9 protein-coding genes are annotated in these 22358 nt (G+C 44.8%); 8 read left to right on the forward strand and 1 reads right to left on the reverse strand.

Annotated elements, in window-relative coordinates:
• Positions 1-254 precede the first annotated feature (254 nt).
• The 5 genes from KBW69_RS05025 to KBW69_RS05045 all read left to right on the forward strand — a co-directional run bounded on the left by KBW69_RS05025 (position 255) and on the right by KBW69_RS05045 (position 8193).
• The gene (locus tag KBW69_RS05025; RefSeq protein WP_257276059.1) at positions 255-860 is read left to right on the forward strand and encodes an HNH endonuclease; all 606 of its coding nucleotides are present in this window, start codon (positions 255-257) and stop codon (positions 858-860) included.
• Positions 861-915: 55 nt separating this feature from the next.
• Complete coding sequence (locus tag KBW69_RS05030) at positions 916-2346, forward strand: YcjX family protein (RefSeq protein WP_257280150.1); 1431 nt, start codon at positions 916-918, stop codon at positions 2344-2346.
• Complete coding sequence (locus KBW69_RS05035; RefSeq protein WP_257276057.1) at positions 2343-3335, forward strand: TIGR01620 family protein; 993 nt, start codon at positions 2343-2345, stop codon at positions 3333-3335. Before KBW69_RS05030 ends, KBW69_RS05035 begins: the two co-directional genes overlap by 4 nt.
• Before the next feature lie 205 nt (positions 3336-3540).
• Positions 3541-6768, forward strand: coding sequence for a hypothetical protein (locus KBW69_RS05040; RefSeq protein ID WP_257280151.1), 3228 nt, complete (start codon positions 3541-3543; stop codon positions 6766-6768).
• Positions 6769-7059: 291 nt separating this feature from the next.
• Complete coding sequence (locus tag KBW69_RS05045) at positions 7060-8193, forward strand: phage N-6-adenine-methyltransferase (protein ID WP_257275847.1); 1134 nt, start codon at positions 7060-7062, stop codon at positions 8191-8193.
• A gap of 108 nt (positions 8194-8301) precedes the next feature.
• Here the strand turns inward: KBW69_RS05045 and KBW69_RS05050 are convergent, their stop codons facing one another.
• Entirely contained in the window at positions 8302-11211 is a 2910-nt protein-coding gene (locus KBW69_RS05050) for a hypothetical protein (protein WP_257275848.1), read from the reverse strand.
• A 559-nt stretch (positions 11212-11770) separates the two neighbouring features.
• On the opposite strand from KBW69_RS05050, the gene KBW69_RS05055 reads away from it, so the two are divergent.
• The 3 genes from KBW69_RS05055 (at position 11771) to KBW69_RS05065 (ending at position 22220) form a co-directional block, all read left to right on the forward strand.
• Positions 11771-13831, forward strand: a complete 2061-nt coding sequence (locus KBW69_RS05055; RefSeq protein WP_257280152.1) for a hypothetical protein — start codon at positions 11771-11773, stop codon at positions 13829-13831.
• Between the two features lie 185 nt (positions 13832-14016).
• On the forward strand, positions 14017-17277 hold the full coding sequence (locus KBW69_RS05060) for a hypothetical protein (protein ID WP_257280153.1): 3261 nt from the start codon (positions 14017-14019) through the stop codon (positions 17275-17277).
• Between the two features lie 518 nt (positions 17278-17795).
• Positions 17796-22220 (forward strand): hypothetical protein, encoded by a 4425-nt coding sequence (locus KBW69_RS05065; protein WP_257280154.1) that lies wholly within the window; start codon positions 17796-17798, stop codon positions 22218-22220.
• Positions 22221-22358: the final 138 nt, after the last annotated feature.

Here is a 22358-nt window from a genome sequence, read left to right on the forward strand (position 1 = left end):
GGTAGCTGTCTATTATGATATTTGATCAATCGCTTTTCAGGAGGGAAATTACTTATATTACTCTCCTGTTCTTCTGTCACAAGAGAGCTAAACTTCCCCCTGAAAAAGAGGACTATCTGATTTCGGCACAGCACGCCTGTGGTTGCATCTCTGGAATGGGCGCGGCTTTTGTCGGGAGTGGGGCATTGGCAAGGGCATTTCATTTCGATAAGTTAATAAAAGAGGGTCATGGATGAGAAAGCGGGAGCTGAATTATGTATATTCTGCGACTGAATGCTGCCGGACAACCGGTGGAGTGGCTGACCTGGCAGGAGACAGTGTGTCTCTATTCAAGAGACCTGATCCGCTGGAGTCTTGGCGATATCATATATCGGGTAAGAGGCGGCTATAACCGATGGCTTGGCACCCAGACGGTCATTGAATTACCCAGCATCATTGCCTGTGGCGGTAAACGACACTTTCCTGCCCGTACCAACCCTGCCTTGACTAACTCTTCTCTATTCGAACGTGATAATCACCAGTGCATGTATTGTGGCAAGTTCCTGTCACGCCGGTTTTTGACCCGCGACCATATCCTGCCGACTTCAAGGGGTGGGCAAGACGACTGGATGAATGTAGTCGCGGCCTGCAAGCGATGCAATCAATTCAAAAGCGATCGTTTGCTGGAAGAGCTGAATATGGCGCTGGTGGCGTTACCCTATCGACCGAATGCGGCTGAATATCTGGCTTTGGTGAACAGCCACCGTATTTTGCCGGAGCAGGCAGATTATCTTAGCAGTCAGTTTTCTGAAAACTGCCGCTGGAGCCTTGATCCGGGTCGTCAGGACATAGAGCCTGCCCTGCTGATTGACGACTCTTGAAAATAGCCCAAGTTGACAGCACTATCAGGGGAATACAGAAAAATAGAAGATTGATGTGCGAAAGCAATACCTCAAACAGAGATTGAAAAGAACCGGCGACAGGGCGAAAAGCCTGGCCAGTTCAGCGTCAGTTGCGGTGGCTGCAAGTGTTGACCGTCTGCTTGATAAAAGAGTTTGTCTGGGGATTACCGGCTTTAGTGGCAGTGGCAAGACAACCCTGATCACCAGCCTTATCCATCAGCTTCGCTATTACCCCGATGCTGCTCTGACCGCATTGCCACCCGCCTTGCAGAATCGTCTACTAGGTGTAGAAATATCGCCACTGAAAGATCTGACCTTGTTTCCCTATCTCGAGAGCGCCACTGCGTTGGACAGGGAAGCCTGGCCCAGCGCCACACGACAGGCGTCGGGATGTTTGCTGGAAATCAAATACCGCGCCCGCAGTCATCTTATTCCGGGAACAAAACCGGGTATTAGTCGTCTTTATTTGGAAATACATGACTACCCCGGGGAATGGTTACTGGATCTTCCGCTATTGGAAATGAGTTATCAAGACTGGTGTCAGCAAAGCCGAAAACTGGCAGCAGCCATGCCAGAAGATCCTTTTTTGGTTCAGCTGAAATCGCTGAATATTCTGGAGCCTCTGCACGAGTGGAGACTGAACTCACTCTGGCAGCAACAACTGGATTTTTTGAAACGTTGCCAGCAACAGGGGCTGACGATGATTCAGCCCGGACGGTTACTGCATCTGGCTCCTGATAGCCCTGAAAGTCAATTTCCATTTATTCCTCTGCCACAACTGGTGGAGCTGAGTGAAGAGGAAAAATCGGCTGCTCCCGGCGATGCGCTCTATCAAATCTGCGAAACGAATTACCAGCATTATCTGAAACGCTGGGTAAAGCCTTTCTACAAAAATACTTTTCAACGCATTGACCGCCAGCTGGTTCTTATTGATGTGCTGAAAAGCCTGAATCAGGGTCAGGAAGCCATGGACAACCTGAGGATGTCACTGACCCAGGTTCTGCAAAACTTTGAATACGGCACTAACAATATTATTCGCCGACTGATTCAGCCCCGGATTGACCGGATTGTCTTCGCTGCCAGTAAGATCGATCAGGTTTTGCCTGATCAGCATGAGCAGGTGCGATCTCTGACAGCTTCTCTGGTCAGAGAGTCACAGCGACAGGCAAGGTTCAGGGAAGTCGATATCCGCTGCGAAGCCATTGCCTCTGTCCGCTCTACAACCTATGCCGAACACCACGGTCAGAGAGTCCTTAAAGGCAATACAGAAGAGGGGCCCGGCCTTCTTCTGCATCCTCCCTTGCCAGAGCAGTATCCTGACGATGATTACTGGCAGAACTGCCAGCAGTGGCATCTGCGCAAGCTGTTACCTCCAGCCGGACTAAAACTGAACAACGGAAGCCGTTTACCGCACATCCGTCTGGACAGCGTTCTGAATGATCTGCTGGGAGATAAATTTCAATGAAACCCACCCAAGAAAAAGACGAATTCTTTATTCCCCTGGATCAAAATGTTCAACTGGAAACTCCGAAATCCCTGAGCAATGATCCGAATCTGCCACTACTAAGTGATCCCACGCTATCACTTAAGCCATTGCGTTTTCTGGGCCGTGCTGCAAAAGGCATTCTTGCCCTGATGGCTATTTTGGCCACCTGGCAGACCGTAGAATTCCTTTATTTCCTCAGCCAAACCCACTGGTCATTGGCCGCAGTATTTGGTTTGCTGGTTGCTGGCCTTATCGGTCTTTTAGGAAAAGCAGCGTGGGAATACTTTGGCTATCAGAAAGACTTCAGAGGCGTCGAACAATTACAAGCAAACGCCAAGGGCATTCTTAAAGCCCGCTCCTGCGGACAAGCCAAACACTGGCTGGCAAAATTAAGTGCACTTTATCGGAACAAGCCACATCAACTTTTACTGGAAAAAGCCCTCAGCACTCTGCCTGATTATGCGGATGATGCTGAAACCCTTCAGCACCTGGACCAGCAGCTGTTCCGAAGTCTGGATGAACAGGCCATCGCCAGAATTTCCCGGCACAGCCAGCAAGCGGCCATTCTGGTCGCCATCAGTCCACTGGCACTGCTGGATATGATGTTGTCAGGCTGGCGTTGCCTGAAGATGCTGGATGAAATCTGCCAGATTTATGGTCTCCGTCCTTCCCTGTCCGCAAGAATGAGATTGTTAAAGATGGCGCTAACCCAAATGGCTCTGGCTGGCAGTACAGACCTGATGACTGACCAGCTGGCAGATCTGGCTTCCAGTAAACTGATCAGCACGATCAGCACTCAGGCCGCCACGGGGGCAGGTATCGGTTTCTATACGGCACGAATCGGTATTCAGGCGATGGAACTCTGTCGTCCTGTGCCTTTTGCAGAAGGTCAGCGGCCGGGAATGGGGAAAATGGTGAAAGAGATCATCAACTTAATCCGGGCACGGTTTCGCAGAGATAGCGACTAGCCGTCTATTGATATTGTTCCGTGTAGCACCGACCCGGCCAGCGGCCTTCTTTTTTTAAGTGGCTTGAGTTTTTTGCTCAAATCACTATTTTGCGATCTCTCTTTTTTTGGAACTTTTGGTCAACTTATGGGTCAATATCTATATGTATTCCAGGGAGGGCTCACCCTCATTTTAATTAGGGACAATTAAAGACAGGATAAAAACGATGGATCAATTACCTCAACCCTCATATGATCATGGACCAAATCCCTCTACATTCAGTGCTAAAGGCAATGCTGAAGCGAATCGCGGCAATGTTTCTGGCAGAACCGTCAGCGGTGAGTCACTGGGAGTCAATTTCGCTGATTTCACATCAGATCCCGTAACAGAACAAAAACAGATCGGCATCTCTTCAAGAGCAGTGGTTTTAAATGTAGATACCCCTGAAGTGGCTAAACGCAAACTGGACGTCACCCATGTTCATCAAAATTCTAAAGTAACCTCAAGGTTTGAAACCTTTTCTGCTGTGAACACTGCTATCTTGACCGACAAGCAAGCCGAGCTGATTCAAAAACTCGTTAAGAAGGGAATTGATAAACTCACGCAAGATGAGCTTATGACCGTTGTCGACTATCTTCCCAGAACCGATATTGGAAAAAGAATAGATAACCATTATTTAGAATCACCCATCCTTATGAAAGAATTTGTACGGACTGGTGTTTTTCATATTAACCAAATACCCAAAGATAAACTGACTAAAGATCTACTATTAGCTCATCCCAAGTATAAGTTTTCTCGACTTTCTTACGATGACCTGCCTGAGGAATTAAAAAATGATGTTGATTTTCTTATTGAATATTCGAGTTTGAATGGTATTCCTTATCGAACACCATCGGAACTAGCCGTTTTTGTTTATGAATATCTGGATGTTACAGCGAAAATAGAGTCCCTGGGCACTCTCCCTGAGTATTTTAAAAATCAAAATGATGACTTGTACAATGAGCTCATTCGTTCAGGAATGATAGCGGTTGGAGACCTTCCAGAACACATTAAAAGAAAAAACAAAGAGTACTGCCTGTCACAATTATCACACGGTTTTTGTGAATTATCAGAGGTTCCGGCTCAATTTATAACAAAAGAAGCTATTTTGGATTCGCTTAATGACCAGAAATGGGCTGTTAATTATCAAAGCATTTTCTCTAATCAATACAGTACTTTCACCAAGGACCCTGTCTTTTTTGAAGAGGTACTGATTAAGATCGTAACAGCTGAATTAGAAACAAATAATGAAAGAGATCAATTATATCGCATGTCCCTGTATGCGGTATATGATTTTGCCTCAAAAAGATATAAGGCAGATGAAGAAAAACTTGGTTTGTTATTAAAAAAACTGGTGAAAGCTAATCCTTTTTTATTGATTGTCATTAATGATTTGAATGATACATTGCTTCAGGAATTAAACGATACAGCAAAGGATTCATTGTTGGACATCTTAAGGATTAGGCCTGGAGTTAGCAAAGGTTTTGAGATTAATATCCTTTATTTTTTCTTTGAAAAAGTGAATGCAGACAACGATTTTAAAACCCATGCCTTGAATGTTGTTCATCCTTATTTTCCTGAACAGAAGTTTCATATGCTTCCGGAAGAGATTCTGAAGAAGCAAGACGACATAGTGCTTAAATCTGAACCCTTCGATAAGGGGAAATTGCACTTTTTGAACAGAAAGTTACGGCCAGAAAACCCTGGTATTGTATTAGATTACATTGAGCGGTATCTGAATTTTGTGCTCTTTTTTAACAATAAAAAATATCTAGAGAATTGTTGCACTGATCCAAAAAACCGGCAAAGGCTCATTCAATTACTGGCAGAAAGGTTAGTTGCTGATAAAGAATATTTGGTGGGGGACTGGAAATCCAGACTACCTCTACCATTACTGGCTGATACTCTGGATTTTCTCAAAGACCCGGCACTTTTCTTCAAACTGGATTCTTCCGGCAAATTGGCAGAGCCCGTTAATCCTCTCAATTTTCAATTGTCCAATACTTCGGCTTTCGAATTAGTAGTGGCTGCCCACGCATTTGATTTTCATCCTGCACAGTTAGCTTCCGGTCGTCAGTTACAGTCGGAATTTGCTCGCGCCGGTGAAACAGTCTTTGAATCGGTTTATTCTGGTCAAGATCCGCTATCGCTGTTTGAAAAAGAAGGCAGTATCGTAGGTGGTCGTACACTGGCAATATGCAATGGTGAGGAGGTTGATTACTATAAGTTCCAACGAGTCGGAGAGTCCGTCAGCACCCTGGCGCAAGAAGGCATTATGCATCAATTTATTGCCAAAAGTGATCGTTTTAAAAGCCGGAAACCACGCTTTGGCGAGTATCTTGTCGTACTGGAAAAGGATCTTCCGGAGAGTTGCCGAAGTTTCACTGACCGATTACAAGTGAGTTATGTTAACGGCGAAAGAGCCTTCCGGGTCTATCATTTCAAAGCAACGAATAGTTATGGTAAATACGCTCACATTATTGATGATACCAGTACTCCTTACGCAACTGCTGAGCAAGGTTTATTGAATAGCATTCATGACATTGGCGTACTTAATGGCAAGTTTGGCGTTATGCCTACGTCAACGATACCGGCATTTCACTTTACCGGGCGTCGTTGGGTGTTCCTTAGCCCGTTATTGGGGAACTCCACTTATTTCGCCTCTCCATTACCTGGCAAATTTGAAAGCTGGATCAAGGCCATTGAGCGACCTGATTTTGGCTGGGATGGTCTTCGGGATTGGGGCGATGTTGAGTTCTATGGCTCCATGAAAAGCGGCCTTGGTACGAAAGACTCTAAAACCTGGGGTTATAGTCCAGAGGTTATGCAGCGGTTAAGCTTTGCCAATGCCCTATGCGAAAATATGCTGGCTGCCGTGTTGTTAAGGTCACGCCTGCGTCGGGATTCCCAAGACTATTATTATCAAAATCAACTGGCAGTGAAAGAGACAGAAAACTTTATTGAACAGTTGCTGAACGAATACCTGTCAGGCCTTTTTGCAAAAGAAAAAGAATTACAGCCCAAGTCAAGGTTGCAATCATTTATGGGTTTAGACGACAACAAATACCATTCATGGTTGACTCGCACAGCACAGGAGATCTTGTACTGGACTGCCCTGCAACCTTGTGAGGTCACAGACCCTGATGCATTTCCCCCTTCTGTTGAGTGTTACTCAGAACATTTAAAGCAAAAGGGGCGTTTGGATACAATGCTGTACCCGGAACCTCTGCACCCGCACCCCACGGATACACAGAAAAAATTTCCCAGGCACTTCAGCCAAGCCGATGGTCAGCTTAATCTCGGCGCTAGTAACGCTGTTTTTCCTCTGGTTGCTCTGAGTAAGGGGCTTACATTGTTTGCCAGCAATGTTTTTGCATTCGCAGACCAGTACACAGAGGTTGATAATATGGAATGAAAAAGTCTGAGACGATCTACATTGTTTTTTGTTGCGCTGACTGCCCTGAAATCCTCCATGGCGCTTCAAGCCAGGGTAAAACGCGACGGAAGTTTGCTGGACCTTCCAGCGTACAGGGCTGCTGACACTGTTGTTCTTTGTGACACTGGCTTGGTCAGCAGCCTTTTTTTAAACTCTGCGATTCTTCTTTTTTGGAACTTTAGTTTAATTAACGGGTCTGTATTTATGAGCATTCTTTTGGCGGGCTCGCCCTCGTCATGATTAAGGAGAATTAAAGAAAGGAGAAAAACGATGGATCCACTATCTCAACCCCCATGTAATCAGGGGCAAAATCTCTCTACTTACAGTGCCAGAGCTGAGAGTGCTGCAAAAGTTGCTACAGCGGATTATGGCAATGTCTACCCCAGAACCGTCAGGCCTGCCATCGTTGAGCCGTCTGGGGTCAATCGTAGAGACTTCACACCGGGTTTTCTAACAGGACAAAAATATCAAAAAAAGATCGAGATTTTCTCCGGAATAGCTGCTTTAGATGAAGAAGCCTTTGAAGCGGCTTATCGAAATCCAAAGCTCGACTTTACCGATTTTATAGGTATTTGTGTTAAGTATTATATCGGAACTACCGAGGCAACCGCGTATCCTGAAAAGAAGTCTGTGCTTAGCACCAGGCCGGGGGAATGCCTTGATATTACAGATCTTTCAGGAGACTCACTATTTGACTTAATCAGTTATCAGCATGATATACCTGAAGGCATAATATGTGGAGACGCAATAACATTTTGCCCGTTAACGTCGTCTGATTTTGATCAGATCCGCAGTTTTCTCGAAGAAGACTTAAGTCTTGCCCCAAAAGACAATGTGATCATTGATGCGGGGTCAGGGCGATATTGTTATCACAGTGCTCTATTTGCCCTGGCAGGTTTTACTGTAAGACCTTACGACTATTCACCTGCCAGAAGTATTTACAGGGGGCATGGAGTTGCAGAGAAGTTGTGTAGTCCATTTCTGACGCCAAACGATAAAGATTTGACGGGCGATGATATTACTTCATCTTTTTTTGATACAAACTCAGTGTTGTTTATGAGTTTCCCTGACAAGCCTGGCTATTCTTTTAGCCTTCCTCTGGTGAAAAAATACACTGAATCGGAAGTGTTGAATAAAGTGGTTGTTCTTCTCATCCTGGATAGTGACGGATGTGAAGGTACTTCTTTTACTGTTTCAAAAGAGACAATGGATTTACTCAAGGAAAACTATGAATTACGTAAAATAATTGATACAGAAAAGCGTCCTGCAGAGATACAAATCCATGTCAGGAAAAGCAGTGCCGGACTCAAAAACAACCACAACGAATACAGACTCGAAAGCAATAGCAAGTCAACCGCTCGCTCCTCAGACGACGCACAAACGGAGGAATCAGGCGCATCTTAAGGCGACGGCTGAAGGTCAAACAGGAACCGCTACTTGAACAGACCTTTAGTCTTTTCAGGTTCGTGTGCAATTAAATTTCCTCACTCTATTGTTCGGCGAATAAATGATCTACCAGTCAACTGGAGTGAGTTTAATCTGAACGTAAACACATTCAGGAAAATGATCGTTATGATTAGCTCCAACTTTGCTACATAATACTCCAAAAAGTAAGTTATCTAAGCATATTGGATACGGATTGGGATGAGTGCTCATATCTCTATTAATCTCGCAACCACAATCTTCACATGATGAAGTACCTCTTAGTACAAATGGTTTGTCTACCAGCTTTTCACCTTTTTCATTAAAAACGATGGGTAGCGCCATGCGGCGATGTTCTGCTTTCTGAATGATTTCGAAAGACAAACTACCTTCTGGGGTATCAAAGCTGAAATTTACAGAAAAATCATCGGGACGCTCAGCGTGATTTCCGAAAAACTTTACAAGGTGTTTCCCCCTTCTGCGTCCTCTTTCGGTTATTGATTCATAAAAAAGCTTTGAAATTTTGCAATAATAAGTATCTTCTCCCGGTTTCTTGAACACTGGTATAGTCCCCATTTTACGGATCTTCCCATGGAGCTGAATCGGCTTCTGTTCAGTTCTGTCACAAAATAAGGCATCATCTTGACCCAACTGCACACTGCAAGGGCAGTTTACTCTGTGCTCCCTCATTCTCGCAGTAGCTACATATTGGTGGCATATTCGGCAATTGACTTTGTTAAAACGGCATTTCGACATGTGTATCGGCACAAGGGCAGGCTGATGTTGAAAAGAACAGCCATCATCTCTGTTGGGGCAGAAACCGGCTCCAGAGCATCTTCTTAAATGTTCCTGTATACCCATCTTATTTTGAATCAAACCTATATGGGAATTACAAAAACGGCATATGTCGCCTTCTTGAAGAGTGCTTCTGAAACAATGCAAGTAGGCCGAATCAATACTGTTCTCTCTGGAATTGAAAAAAGCATAGGGCGAGTGATCAGTTCGACAAGCCGCACCCCTGTCCTCCTGATCAGAACGAGCATTGGCCAGCTGTTCGCACCTGTTTTGAAGTGCTTCGAATGCCCGGGTAAATGACTCAGCCAGTTGCAAGTGTTCGGGATCGTTGATCTGGCGACAAGTATGAATAAACTGCTCGACTCTATGCTTATCCTCTGGCATTACAGGCACACCATAAAATAATACACTCCCTGGGGGAATCGCCTGTTCTTCCTCTACCGGGTTCACAGGTTCTGACTGATGCTCCAGCGTAACCGGGGTATGGTGGTCTATGATATGACCCTTCAGGAATGCCAGCGGGCAGCTGTGGTTACAGCCGAACGGACATTGAAACATGATGGCCGCAGCTGTGTCTTCATAGTTGAATAAACGATCGTCCATTCTCCCACGACAAGTAATGCATTCTTTAATAGTGTTCATTTTCAGGTCAGTCATTGACTTAAAACAGCCAATACAGACACTGTGAGGAAGACTCGAAGTGCAAGTCCTCGCTTCTCCGGTAATGAGCTCTGTGCAAACGGGACAAAACAAATGTTGCTGGCTTCCACTAAGATAAGCCGTAGCGTACAAAGGAATGGGTGTTTCATCGTCGTTTCTTTGAGGTTCATAATCGTAAATAGCCTCAACTTGCTGCTGATTTATCGGTTCCCGCCTTCCATCTCTCTCGGAAGCGGCTGTGCCGGGTTCCCGGGTTTGTTCGGAGCTGCGTTCTGAGTGATGCATTGCATTAGCTTCAGGTCGAGTCGACCTTTCATTTCTTTGGTGATTCCCACCTGCAGGATTTGAAGGTCTTTGGGCACCAGGACGCTTACCGGCACCATGTTCAGGACGGTCATAATGAAAAGGCTGCTTGCGAATGAAGCGGTTCCATTCATGCCATCCGCCACCTGCTGGCATCGATGGGCCGAAAATCTCTGGATACAGTGATTCAAGAAAGCTCTGGTTATACAGACTGAACCGTAAGTAGGCTTCAGTCCTGCTGATCAATAACAGCTTGCCGTTGTGTTGGATGATGTATGACAGTTGCCCATTACTGTCCTGCACATGAAAGGCTGCCCCGTAAATATATGCCAGAAATCTTAATAGCGGGTCATCAGATAATGAGTTCAGTAACCATTTATTAGCCCACCTGAAAACAGGTTTGACACCGCTGGTATTGCTGTCAACTGATTCAGCAGTGATAAGTTGAGGCCAGTTTTCATCAGACATGTCACTGACTCTCGCCACGGCAGGAAACTCCGAAGGCACAAGAACCAGGGCTTCTTCCTGATTAAGCCTTAGCCAGATGGCATCCTGAAATAAAACCGAATTGCTGGAATCAGCATAACGGATTGACAAGGGGAAAGGGGCAGGCAGGAGATGCGTTAACGGGTTTTCTACCGCATCAAGGTCATTCTTGTCAGAGCGATCAAAACCATTATCGGCAAAAAGTTGGGTTAGATTGTAGGGTATGGGTAAATCAGGTTGACGACTCAGCAATGATGGCGGGCTGTTTTTCGGGGCCCCGAGGTCTTCCGGGTCGGTGCCTGATGAAATGGCCTGTGTGGCAACACCCTGAATGACCCAATGTTCGTGACAATGGCCAGTTGGGTCAATATATCTTACGGCGCTGGGCAGATAAGCGGGTTCCAGTTCCAAAGGTTCATTATCACCTGAGAATTTCCAAACATGGCCTTCAGCCAGGGCGAGCTGTAATTTTATCTGACTGTATTGCGGTGCGACCACTGAAACATGAGTATCAAAAGAGCATGAACTATCCCCGCCAGGTTGTGCAGGCTGCGGTGGCAGATTCAGGTCAGGCAGCGGGTTCTTGGCTTCGGGAATATTCCGATAAACTGTGGCAAGCAAGGGTAACAGTGAACTGAATGACACGGGCTCAACGAAACTATTCACAGCTACTGCCTGCGGTATCGTTGCCAGCTGCATCATAAGGCAGACAAAAAGAAATCTGCAAACAGCAAGTGTGTAATATGTTTTTTTCATATCACCCTGATATACGTTATTTACCATCCAGTCAGAAATAAATTAACTGGTATGTATGATCAAACATAAAAATTATTGTTGATGGACTCTCCGTGGTGCGAACTCAATGCTTCTAAGTCCGATCCGGTCGCATCGATTGTCCGGGTATGGACACGCTCGGCCCATAACAAACCGATTCCCGGTAGCAAGATAGATCATCAGGCAGAGGGTCGCCATCAAAAGGGCTTAACATCAATTCTGTTTTCAAATTATGGTAAACGAAGTTCAGGTACCTTCATTGCAATGGTTGGATTTTGGGGTGCGGAGCGAGGAATTTGTATGATGATATTTTTGCCGGAATCACAACTATCGGCTAGGCTGATCCGCTAACCGGTGCTCATTATGAATTTTCGATGTTTGTTTTAATGACAAGTAAAGTTATAAGGATCATTATTTTCATACTCTCACTAATCATTGGAATTAGACAATCCTGTTGCTGCGTGTTGAATCTATGAGAAGTTACGCATTATTTTTCATTTTTTTCCTACAGTTGTCTTTGGCAGGCTTCAGCTATTCAGTTATGGATCATCAGGATAATGGTGAAGATGAAACTCCTTTAAACATACACTCACCGGGTGAATTTGAGCTTATCGAGAGCTCATCATCACCTGGCCTCTTTTTCCGCTTTGGAAACGATTTTACTTTTCGTCGTTATGGTGATTATTTATCACTGAACGGATTGCGAGCACTACCCTCTCTGGCATTTAACATCATGAAGTACTGGTTGGTGAGCAAAAAAACCGCCTCCGTGCTGAGTCGCTGGACAGAAAACACTGTGACGCTGCACACGGCGCAAGTCTTGTCCATGGCCATTTTACCCAGTGTAGAAAGTGCCCTGTACAGCTGGTGTACCGGTACCCGTTCGGGGTCAGAGCAAATTCAGGTGGACTCACCCCAGATCGGCAAGCGATTTTACCTGGAGTTGATTTACCAGCTGGGGCTTCATCAGCAGATGTTGCGAATAACGCCATTCCCATTGAACCCATCCACCAGTCCGACGCTGGCCGGGGTGCCATTACCCAATGGCTACTCCCATTGGCTGGAGCTCTATGAGGCCAGTTGGCAACACAGTGTCGTTCACATTGACCTCTCATGGGTTTCACCCACGGCGCCAGAAGCCATTCGTATTGACATTCATTATTCAGATAAAGCCACAGAGTCAACGGTAGTGACACTGACCCACAACGGAGATTTAGAAAGTCTGCCGGTGAGTATTGAGTCACTGTTGCATAATGAGGCGAAAGATGAGGCGAAAGATTTTGCCAGAGGTCGTCCCATTGCTAGCCTCTTAACCGATGCGGTCATTAAAAACACCGTAGCTCTGATCCAAAATCGGGTTTCAGCCGCAACCCATTTCCCTGTGTCACGGGTTGCTGGCCAACTTGAATTTGACGCGGATGGTTATAGTGGTCAGTTATCACTTTGTGGTGAACAGCAACCTGATTGCGACAGCCACCTGCAATTGACGTATAAACCTTTTCCATACCCGCATTTTGGTATGATTTTGCAGGGACAAGATCACATTAAAGGCAGCGTTGACGCGACAATTAAGCAACTGGCGAATGCCAATCGCGCCGAGCTGATTCTGCAACTGGTAGAAAAGGTGATCCTGCACATTTTTATAACTTCATTTCAGCAAATCAATCAGGACGCAGAGCATACTGACAACGATTACTTTCAGTCCTCCCTTCGACATGACGAACAAAACCTTGAAACGGCCATAGTACCCTCACACCATAAACCTGTTGCACCTCAGCAGCCAATGGTTGAAACATTGATGCCAGCAAGCCAGTTTCCTGATTCCGCAGAGCCTCCGGTGCAATGGCCGGATGAATCTCAAATGAATGCTCTAAAGTCAGGTGTCGTAAAAACAGAGTCTGTCAAATCCCCTGCACAGTTTCAGGAAAATGATATATTGCTCGTTTACCCTCAAAATGCTGTTGACCACCCCAGCTTTGATTTGAATGTAAATCCCGGAGAAATGAGAGATGCCCTTAGAGATGATGTACGTCGCAGATTAGTATTTCTTTATGAAAATAACCTGAGAGACGATAGGCCTACACGGGATGAAGAGAAGTCGCTAGAGGATTCAATATTAACGAGGTTGCCGACACCGCTATATGAGTTCCTGAACAAAGACTGGTCTGGTAGAGACAGGTTTGCCCCAGAAGAGTATCAAGCTCTGGCTAAGTTCCATTCTGCATTTATTTTTTTTGATGAAGATGATTATATGCACTACGAGAATTGTAACAACATAGGTGTGGAATTCGTGACGTACGCGGCGAGGGATGAAAAGGGCAGCGAATTTAACAAGTTTTTAATAAAGGAGTGCCTGCCTCTGCGCGAAGGCTGGAGCCTGGACGAACAGGAGATTATTCAGAGCTGGCTGAATTCCGAACTGCAAGATTGTCAGGCCTATCCTGAGCGAGAGCAAATGGCAGAATATGTAAAACTGTGTCACTACGGCCCATTAAAAGCGGATTGTGTGTCAGTCTGCAGCGACTGTTACTGTGCGTTTGAAAACCAGGCTGCCTATAATCGCATTAAAAACCTTGAGAGCCAGGTGGAAAAATTGCCATAACGCAGACGCTCTCTCAGGCGGATTAAACTTTGAAATGTCTAATTCCTTGTGGCACTGGCTTGGCCAGCGGCCTTTTTTCAAGCTTCGATCCTTCTTTTTCGGAACTTTCATTTAATTAACGGGTCAATATTTGAGTGGACTCAGCTTCGCCAAGATTAAGGGTAATGAAAGACAGGAAAGAAACGATGGATCGATTACCTCAAAGCTCATTTAATCAGGGGCAAAACCCCTCTACTTACAGTTCTACAGCAAATCATGGCAATGTCTTCGACAGAACCGTCACCCCTCTCAGTGGGTCATTGGGAGTCAATCGTGCAGATTTCGCAACAGATCTTTCAACAGGACAAAAAGATCAAGAAGAGATCGGGATTTCCTCCAGAGCCGTTGCTTTAGATGTAGATACCCCTGCAGTCGCTGAAGGCAAATCAAAACGGCAATTCACCAATGCTGGAGATATTGGTCTTAGGGTCAAGCCAGAAGCATTATCACCCAGCCCTTTAAAAAGGTATAAAGCCAGCCCGTGTGTGAGCACTGCTATTCTCTCCGACAAACAAGTCGAGTTGATTCAAAAACTCCTTGATAGAAAAGGTCATAAACTCAAAGAAGCTGAACTTATGCACCTTATCCACTATATATCACGAGAACGTCGCAGAATATACGTCCCTGAGGCTTATTTTAAATCATCTTGCTTTATGAAAGAATTTGTAAAGAATGATATTTTGAGACTTTACGAAATACCAAAAGATAAAATAACCAGAGATATACTACTGGCTCAGAACAAGAGTGATTATTCCCGTATTGTCTACGACGGACTGCCTGATGAATTGAAAACAGATCATCATTTTCTTATTGAATATTCAGGCCGCAATGGTATTCCCAAAGGTACACCTCTGGAACTGGCAGCTTTCATTTATGGCCATCTGGACATCACAGCAAAAATAAAATCCCTGGGCACTTTTCCTGATAGTTTTAAAAATCAAAATGATGATTTGTACGATGAACTCATTCGTTCAGGAAGGATAGAGCTGAAAGACCTGCCAGAACACATTAAAAGTGAAAACAAAGAGTACTGCCTGTCACAATTATCAAATGGCTTGTGTACTTTATCAGAGGTTCCGGTTCGTTTTATAACAAAAGAAATCATGTTGGATTCGCTCAGTGGCCAAAAATGGTATGGTAATTATCAAGACATTTACTTTGGTAAATGCACTATGTTCACCGAGGAACCCGTCTTTTTTGAAGACGTACTGGTCAAGACCTTATTAGCTGCACTGGAAACAAACCATAAGTTATGTCAGGAATTTCGCAATTCCCTGTACATGGTTTATTTATCCGCCTCAAAAAGATATAAGACAGACGAAGAAAAACTTGGTTTGTTATTAAAGAAGCTGGTAAAAACCAATCCTTTTATCTTGAACGATATTGAAAAATCGAATGATACGTTGCTTAAGGCATTAATCGATACAGCAAAGCATTCACTGTTGGATATATTAAGAAAAACACCTGAAGTTAGCCGAGGTTTTGATATTGCCGCTCTTTATTTTTTATTTGACATAGTCAATGCAGATAACGATTTTAAAACCCATGTCTTGAATATTGTTTATCCTTATTTTCCTGACCTGGGTCGCGAAATGCTTCCGGAAAAAATTCTGAAGGAACTGGACAGTATAGTGCTCAAGTCTGAACCCTTTGACAAGGGATACGGGTGTTTTCAGAGTAGAAAGTTACAGCCAGATGACCCTCGCATTGTAATAGACTACATTGAACAGCGTCTGGATTGTTTGCACTTTTTTAACAACAAAGAATATCTGGAAAAGTGCTGCACTGATCCAATAGTCCGGCAAAGGCTCATACACGTACTTGCGCAAAGGTTAGTTGCCAATAAAAAAGTTTTGTTGAAGACCTGGTCATATCGTCTACCCCGACAATTACTGGATGATACTCTGAACTTTCTCAAAGACCCGGCACTTTTCTTCAAACTGGATTCTTCCGAACAGTTGATAGAACCCGTTAATCCACTCAATTTTCAATTGCCCAATACTTCGGCATTCGAATTGGTAGTCGCTGCCCACGCATTTGATTTTCATCCTGCGGAGTTAGCTTCCGCTCGTCAGTTACAGGCAGAGTTTGTTCGTGCTGGTGAAACCGTTTTTCAACGGGTTTATCCTGGTCAACATCCGTTATCACTATTCGAGAAAGAAGGCACCATCGTTGGTGGTCGTACACTGGCAATAGTCAATGGTGAGGAGGTTGATTACTATAAGTTCCATCGGGTCGGAGAGTTTGAGGCTACTCTGGCGCAAGAAGGCATTATGCATCAATTTATTGCCAAAAGTGACCGCTTTAAAAGCCTGACACCCCGTTTTGGTCAGTACCTCGTTGTACTCGAAAAGGATCTTCCCGAGCGTACCCGATGTTTCACGGACCGCCTGCAAGTGAGCGATGTTGGTGGCGAAAGAGCCGTTCTGGTCTATCACTTCAAGGCGACAAACCACTACGGTAAATACGCTCACACTCCTGAAGATACCAGCACTCCTTACGCAACTGCTGAGCAAGGTCTGTTGAATGGCATTCATGATATTGGCGTACTTAATGGCAAGTTTGGCATTATGCCAACGTCAACCATACCGTCATTTCACGCTACCGGGCGTCGTTGGGTGTTCCTCAGTCCGTTGTTGGGGAACTCGGATTATTTTGCCTTTCCATTACCCGGAGATTTTGAAGGCTGGATCGAAGCCATTGAGCGTCCCGATTTTGGTTGGGATGGTTTGCGGGATTGGGGTGATGTTGAGTTTTATGGCTCCATGAAAAGCGGCCTTGGTTTTACAGACTCTAAAACCTGGGGTTATACCCCAGAGGTTTTACAGCGGTTGAGTTTTGCCAATGCCATGTGTGAAAACCTGCTGGCAGCTGTGTTGTTAAGATCACGTTTGCGTCGGGACTCTGCGGATTATCATTATCAAATTGACCAGTCAGTGAAAGAGACAGAAAACTTCATTGAACAGCTACTGAACGAATACCTGTCGGGTCTGTTTGCAAAAGAAAAAGAATTACAGCCCAAGCCAAGATTGCAAAAATTTATGCAGCTTGACGATGCTAAATATCTTTCATGGTTGACTCGCACGGCTCAGGAGATCCTGTACTGGACGGCTCTGCAACCTGATGAGGTCAAAGCCTCTTGTGCATTTACTCCTTCTGCTGAGTGCTACTCAGAACACTTAAAGCGCGAGGGAGTTCTGGATGAAATATTGTACCCGAAACCTTTGCACCGCTTGGACAGGCAGAAAAAATTTCCCAGAGACTTCCTTCGATGCAATGGTCAGTTCAATCTCGGAGCTAATAATGCTGTTTTTCCCCTGGTCAGTCTTGTTAAGGGACTTACGTTGTTTGCCGGCAATATTTTTGCATTCGCGGATCAATACGCAGAGGAGGATAATATGGAATGACGTTGATATGGCCGAGCCTGGTAAACATCTAGCAGCCTGTCGGACTTAAGGCTGTCCTACTGCGGTTGCAATAAATTGGTCTAAAAATTCCTGCTTCTTCGTCAAATAGCTCGCTATTCTCCTCAGAAGCAGAAATTTTTATCCTCAATTTCTTGCAATCCTCGCTACGGACGCTTAAGTCCGACAGGCTGCTAGCGAACCATCCCATTATGTCGTTCCCACTCCTGACGACAGCAACCGTTTATCACAACGCGAACATCTGCACAATGCTTCGAGCTTCTTGTGCGGAGCAAGAAATTTGTAGGATTTCTTTTTTGCCGGAATCAAAAATATTGACTAGGCTGGTTCACCAGTGGCATTCACCATGAATTCATGATGCCTGCTTTAACGCTGTGGAAAACTTAAGAGATTATTATTTGTTTTCGTGCGCCCATCACTCATCAAAGTTGAGCAGTCTCGTTACTGCTCGATCCGTGGTAGTTTTCGCATTATTTTTCATTTTTGTCCTGCAGTTATCTTTGGCAGGCTTTGCTTGTTCAGATACTGATAATCAGAATTCTGGTGAAGATGAAATTCTGTTCAACACTCTTTCACCGGTTGATTTGGAGTTTCATAGTACTTCACCCCTTGGCTTTTTTTTCCGGGTTGGAGACGATTTTACTTTTCGTCGCTATGATGATTATTTATCTCTGAACGGTTTACGTGCACTGCCCTCGCTGGCATCCAACGCCTTGATGTACTGGATGGCAAGTAAAACAACAGCCTCCGTGCTCAGTCGCTGGACAGCAAACCCTGTCACGCTGCACACAGCTCAAGTCTTGTCCATGGCCATTTTGCCGGGTGTTAAAAGTGCCCTGTACAGTTGGTATACCGGTAATCGTTTAGGGTCAGAGCAAGTTCAAGTGGAACCACCCCACATCCGCAAACGATTTTACCTGGAGCTGATTTACCAGCAGGAAGGTCATCAGCAGATTTTGCGGATAACGCCATTCCCGCTGAGCCCATCCATCAGTCCCTGGCTGGCTGAGAAGCCGCTACCCGACGGCTATTCCCCCTGGCTGGAGCTTTATGAGGCCAGTTCCCAACACGGTGTCGTTCATATTGATCTCTCATGGGTTTCACCCGAGGCACCAGAAGCCGTTCGCATTGACATTCATTATTCAGAAAAAGCCACAGAATCAACGTTAGTCGCACTGACCCACAGCGAAGCTTCAGAAACTCTGCCGGTGAGTATTGAGTCGTTGTTGCATAATGAAGCGAAAGATGAGTTGAAAGCTTTTGCCAGGGGGCATTCCGTTGCCAGCCTGTTAACCGATGCAGTCATTAAAAACACCGTAGCCCTGATCCAAAATCCCGATTTGGCATCAACCCGTTTCCCTGTGTCAAGGGTTGCTGGCCAGCTTGAATTTGATGCGGATGGTCATAGTGGTCAGTTGTCTCTTTGTGGTGAGCAACAACCCGATTGCGACAGCCACCTGCAATTGACCTATAAGCTGTTTCCATACCCGCATTTTGGCATGACCTTGCAGGGGCAGGATCACATTAAAACCAGCGTTGACGCAACCATTAAACAACTGGCGAATGCCAACCGCGCCGAGTTGATTCTGCAACTGTTGGAAAAGGCGGTTCTGCACTTTTTTATGGCCTCTGTTCAGCAAAACAATCAAGAGGCAAAGAATACTGACAATGATTATTTTCAGCCGTCCCTGCAACATAATGAAGGAAACCCTGAAACGGCCATAGCGCCCTCACACGGTAAACTTGTGGCACCGTTGCAGCTACTTGTTAAAACGTTGACGCCAGAGGGGAGTATCTGGAAATCAGAAAAGCATCGGACCGTTCTACCGATTCTATGGGGACTGCACCCCAGTGTATTTAGAAATTTTATGGTAGAGCCCGGAACCTCATCATCCGGATCTTTCAAAAGATTCAAAGCCAGTCCGGTTGTGAACACCGCTATTTTTACCGAAAAACAAGTCGAGCTGCTTCAAAAACTTGTTGATGATAGAGTCCACGAATTCACAGAAGATGAATTTATGAACGTTGTCGACTATTTTTCACCAATAAATTTTGGAAAAGATAGGTATGGTCCTTATTTAGAGTCACCTGCCTTGATAAAAGGATTTGTAAGGAATGGTATTTTAAAATTTAACGAAATACCAAAAGATAAAGTAACAAAAGATATGCTATTGGTTAAGACTACGAATGATCTTTCCGAGTGTGGCTACGCACGATATGGCTACGCTCAACTACCTGATGAATTGAAAAAAGATCATGATTTTCTTATTGAATACTCAAGGCTCAATGGTATTCCTTTCGGTACACCACCCGAGCTGGCAGCTTTTATTTATGGTTATCTGGATATTACGGCGAAAATAAAATCCCTGAAAGCACTCCCAGCCAGTTTTAAAAGTGAAAATGATGAATTATACGAAGAACTTATTCGTTCAGGAATGATAGAGCTTAGAGACCTTCCGGAGCCTATTAAAAATAAAAATAAAGAGTACTGCCTTTCACAATTAGCAGATGGCTTGTGTCAATTGTCAGAGGTTCCGGCTCATTTTATGACAAAAGAATCTATCCTGGATTCAATCAATGGTAATCATTGGTATCTTAATTTCGGTGTGATTTTCTCTGGTTTCTCCGGTTTATCTGCTTTATCTCCTTTCTCTGGTAGATACAATATGTTTACCAGAGACCCTGTCTTTTTTGAAGAACTACTGCTCAAAGCTGTCACAGTTGATTTGGAAATGTTTCATAGATTTAATTCTTTATTCGAAGGTGGTTACAATCTCTGCTTAGAAGAGGTATATTCTTTTGCCTCAAAGAGATATAAAGCAGACAGAGAAAAATTTGATTTGTTATTAAAAAGATTGATAAAAGCCAACCCTTTTGTTTTAGTTTATGCTGGATATTTTAATAAACGTTTGTCTAAGGTATTAGTCGATGCAGCAAAGGACTCATTGTTGGAAATATTAAACAGTAGACCCGAAGTAAGCCGGGGTTTTCATGTTTCTCTCCTTGATGAATTCTTTGAAAAGGTGAATGCCGATAACGATTTTAAAACCCATGTCCTGAATATTGTTTATCAATATATGCCTAATCAGAATGAGAAACGCGAAAAACTTCCGGAGGGACTCCTGAAAGCGCAAGACGACATAGTGCTGAAGTCTGAGCCCTTTGGCAGGGGGATTGACCACTTTCTGACCAGGAACTTACGGCCCGACAACCCTCAGATTGTACTTGACTATATTGAACAGAATGCATGTTTTTTGTACTTTTTTAAAGACAAAGAGTATCTGGAGAAATGCAGCGCTGACCCAATAATCCGGCAAAAATTCATACACGTACTTGCACAAAAGTTAGTTGCCGATAAATTAGAATTGTTGAGGACTTGGCAAAAACGCCTTCCACGGCCATTACTGGATGATACTCTGGACTTTCTCAAAGATCCGGCACTTTTCTTTAAACTGGATTCTTCTGACCAATTGACAGAACCCGTTAATCCTCTCAAATTTCAACTGCCCAATACTTCGGCATTCGGATTGGTAGTGGCTGCAGCTGCCCGAGGATTTGGTTTTCATCCTGCGGATGAAGAGTCCGGTCGTCAGTTACAATCAAGATTTGATCGTGCGGGTGAAACACCCTTTCAACGGGTTTATCCCGGTCAACATCCATTAACACTCTTTGAGAAAGAAGGCACCATCGTTGATGGTCGTACACTGGCAATAGCCAATGGTGAGGTGGTTGATCATTATAAGTTCCAACGGGTTGGAGAGTCTCTGGCTACCCTGGCGCGAGAAGGCATTATGCATGAATTTATTGCCAAAAATGACCGCTTGAAAAGCCAGAAACCCCGTTTTGGCGATTTTCTCGTCGTACTGGAAAAGGATCTTCCCCAGAGTACACAAGGTTTCACTGACCGTTTACAAGTGAACTATGTTGATGGTGAAAGAGCCTTCCTGGTTTACTATTTCCAGGCGACGGACAACTATAGCAAGTACGCCCACACTCCTGATGAAACCAGCACTCCTTACGCTGCTGCTGAACGGGGTCTATTGAATAGCATTCATGATATTGGCGTACTGAATGGCAACTTTGGCATTATGCCTGCGTCAACGATGCAAGCATTTCACTGTAGCGGATGTCGTTGGGTGTTCCTAAGCCCGTTGTTGAAGAACACGATTTTTTTTGCCTTTCCATTACCCGGCAAATTTGAACGCTGGATCGAAGCTATTGAACGTCCTCAATTTGGCTGGAATGGGTTACGGGATTGGGGCGATATTGAGTTTTACGGCTCTATGAAAAGCGGCCTGACTGCCAGAAACTCAAAAACGTCGGGTTATACTCCTGAGGTTTTTCAGCGGCTAAGCTTTGCCAATGCTCTGTGCGAAAACCTGTTGGCAGCCGTGTTGTTAAGATCACGCTTGCGTCGGGAATCCCCGGATTATCATTATCAAATTCCACAGGCCGTGAAAGAGACAGAAAACTTTATTGAACAGCTACTGAACGAATACCTTTCGGGTCTGTTTGCAAAAGAAAAAGAACGACAGCCCAAATCAAGATTGCAAACATTTATGCGGCTTGACGATGCCAAATACCGTTCATGGTTGACTCGTACAGCTCAGGAGATCCTTTACTGGACTGCCCCGCAACCTGATGAGGTCACAGACCCTTGTGCATCTACCCTTTCCAGTGAGTGCTACTCAGAACACTTAAAGCGAACCGGGCATCTGGATAAAATACTGTACCCAGCAGCTTTACATCCCCTGGAAGCGCATAAAAAATTTCCCAGAGACTTCCGCAGGGCCAATGGTCAGCCCTCTCTCGGAGCCGATAGGGCTGTCTTTCCACTGGTCAGTCTGGTCAAGGGACTGACGTTGTTTGCCAGCCATATTTTTGCATTCGCAGACCAATACATGGCCGGGGATAATCCAGAATGACGTTGATATTCACCGGTGCCCCAACATCCTGACGAACCATCCTGTTACGCATCAATAATCAGACCACTCCTGTGAGTGATTTTTGCGTATTTCGATTCTCACGACGGCAACCCAATATCAAAACGCGAGTATCCGCGC

The organism is Endozoicomonas sp. ISHI1 (genome assembly GCF_024606225.1).
In the GTDB taxonomy this organism is placed as follows: domain Bacteria; phylum Pseudomonadota; class Gammaproteobacteria; order Pseudomonadales; family Endozoicomonadaceae; genus Endozoicomonas_A.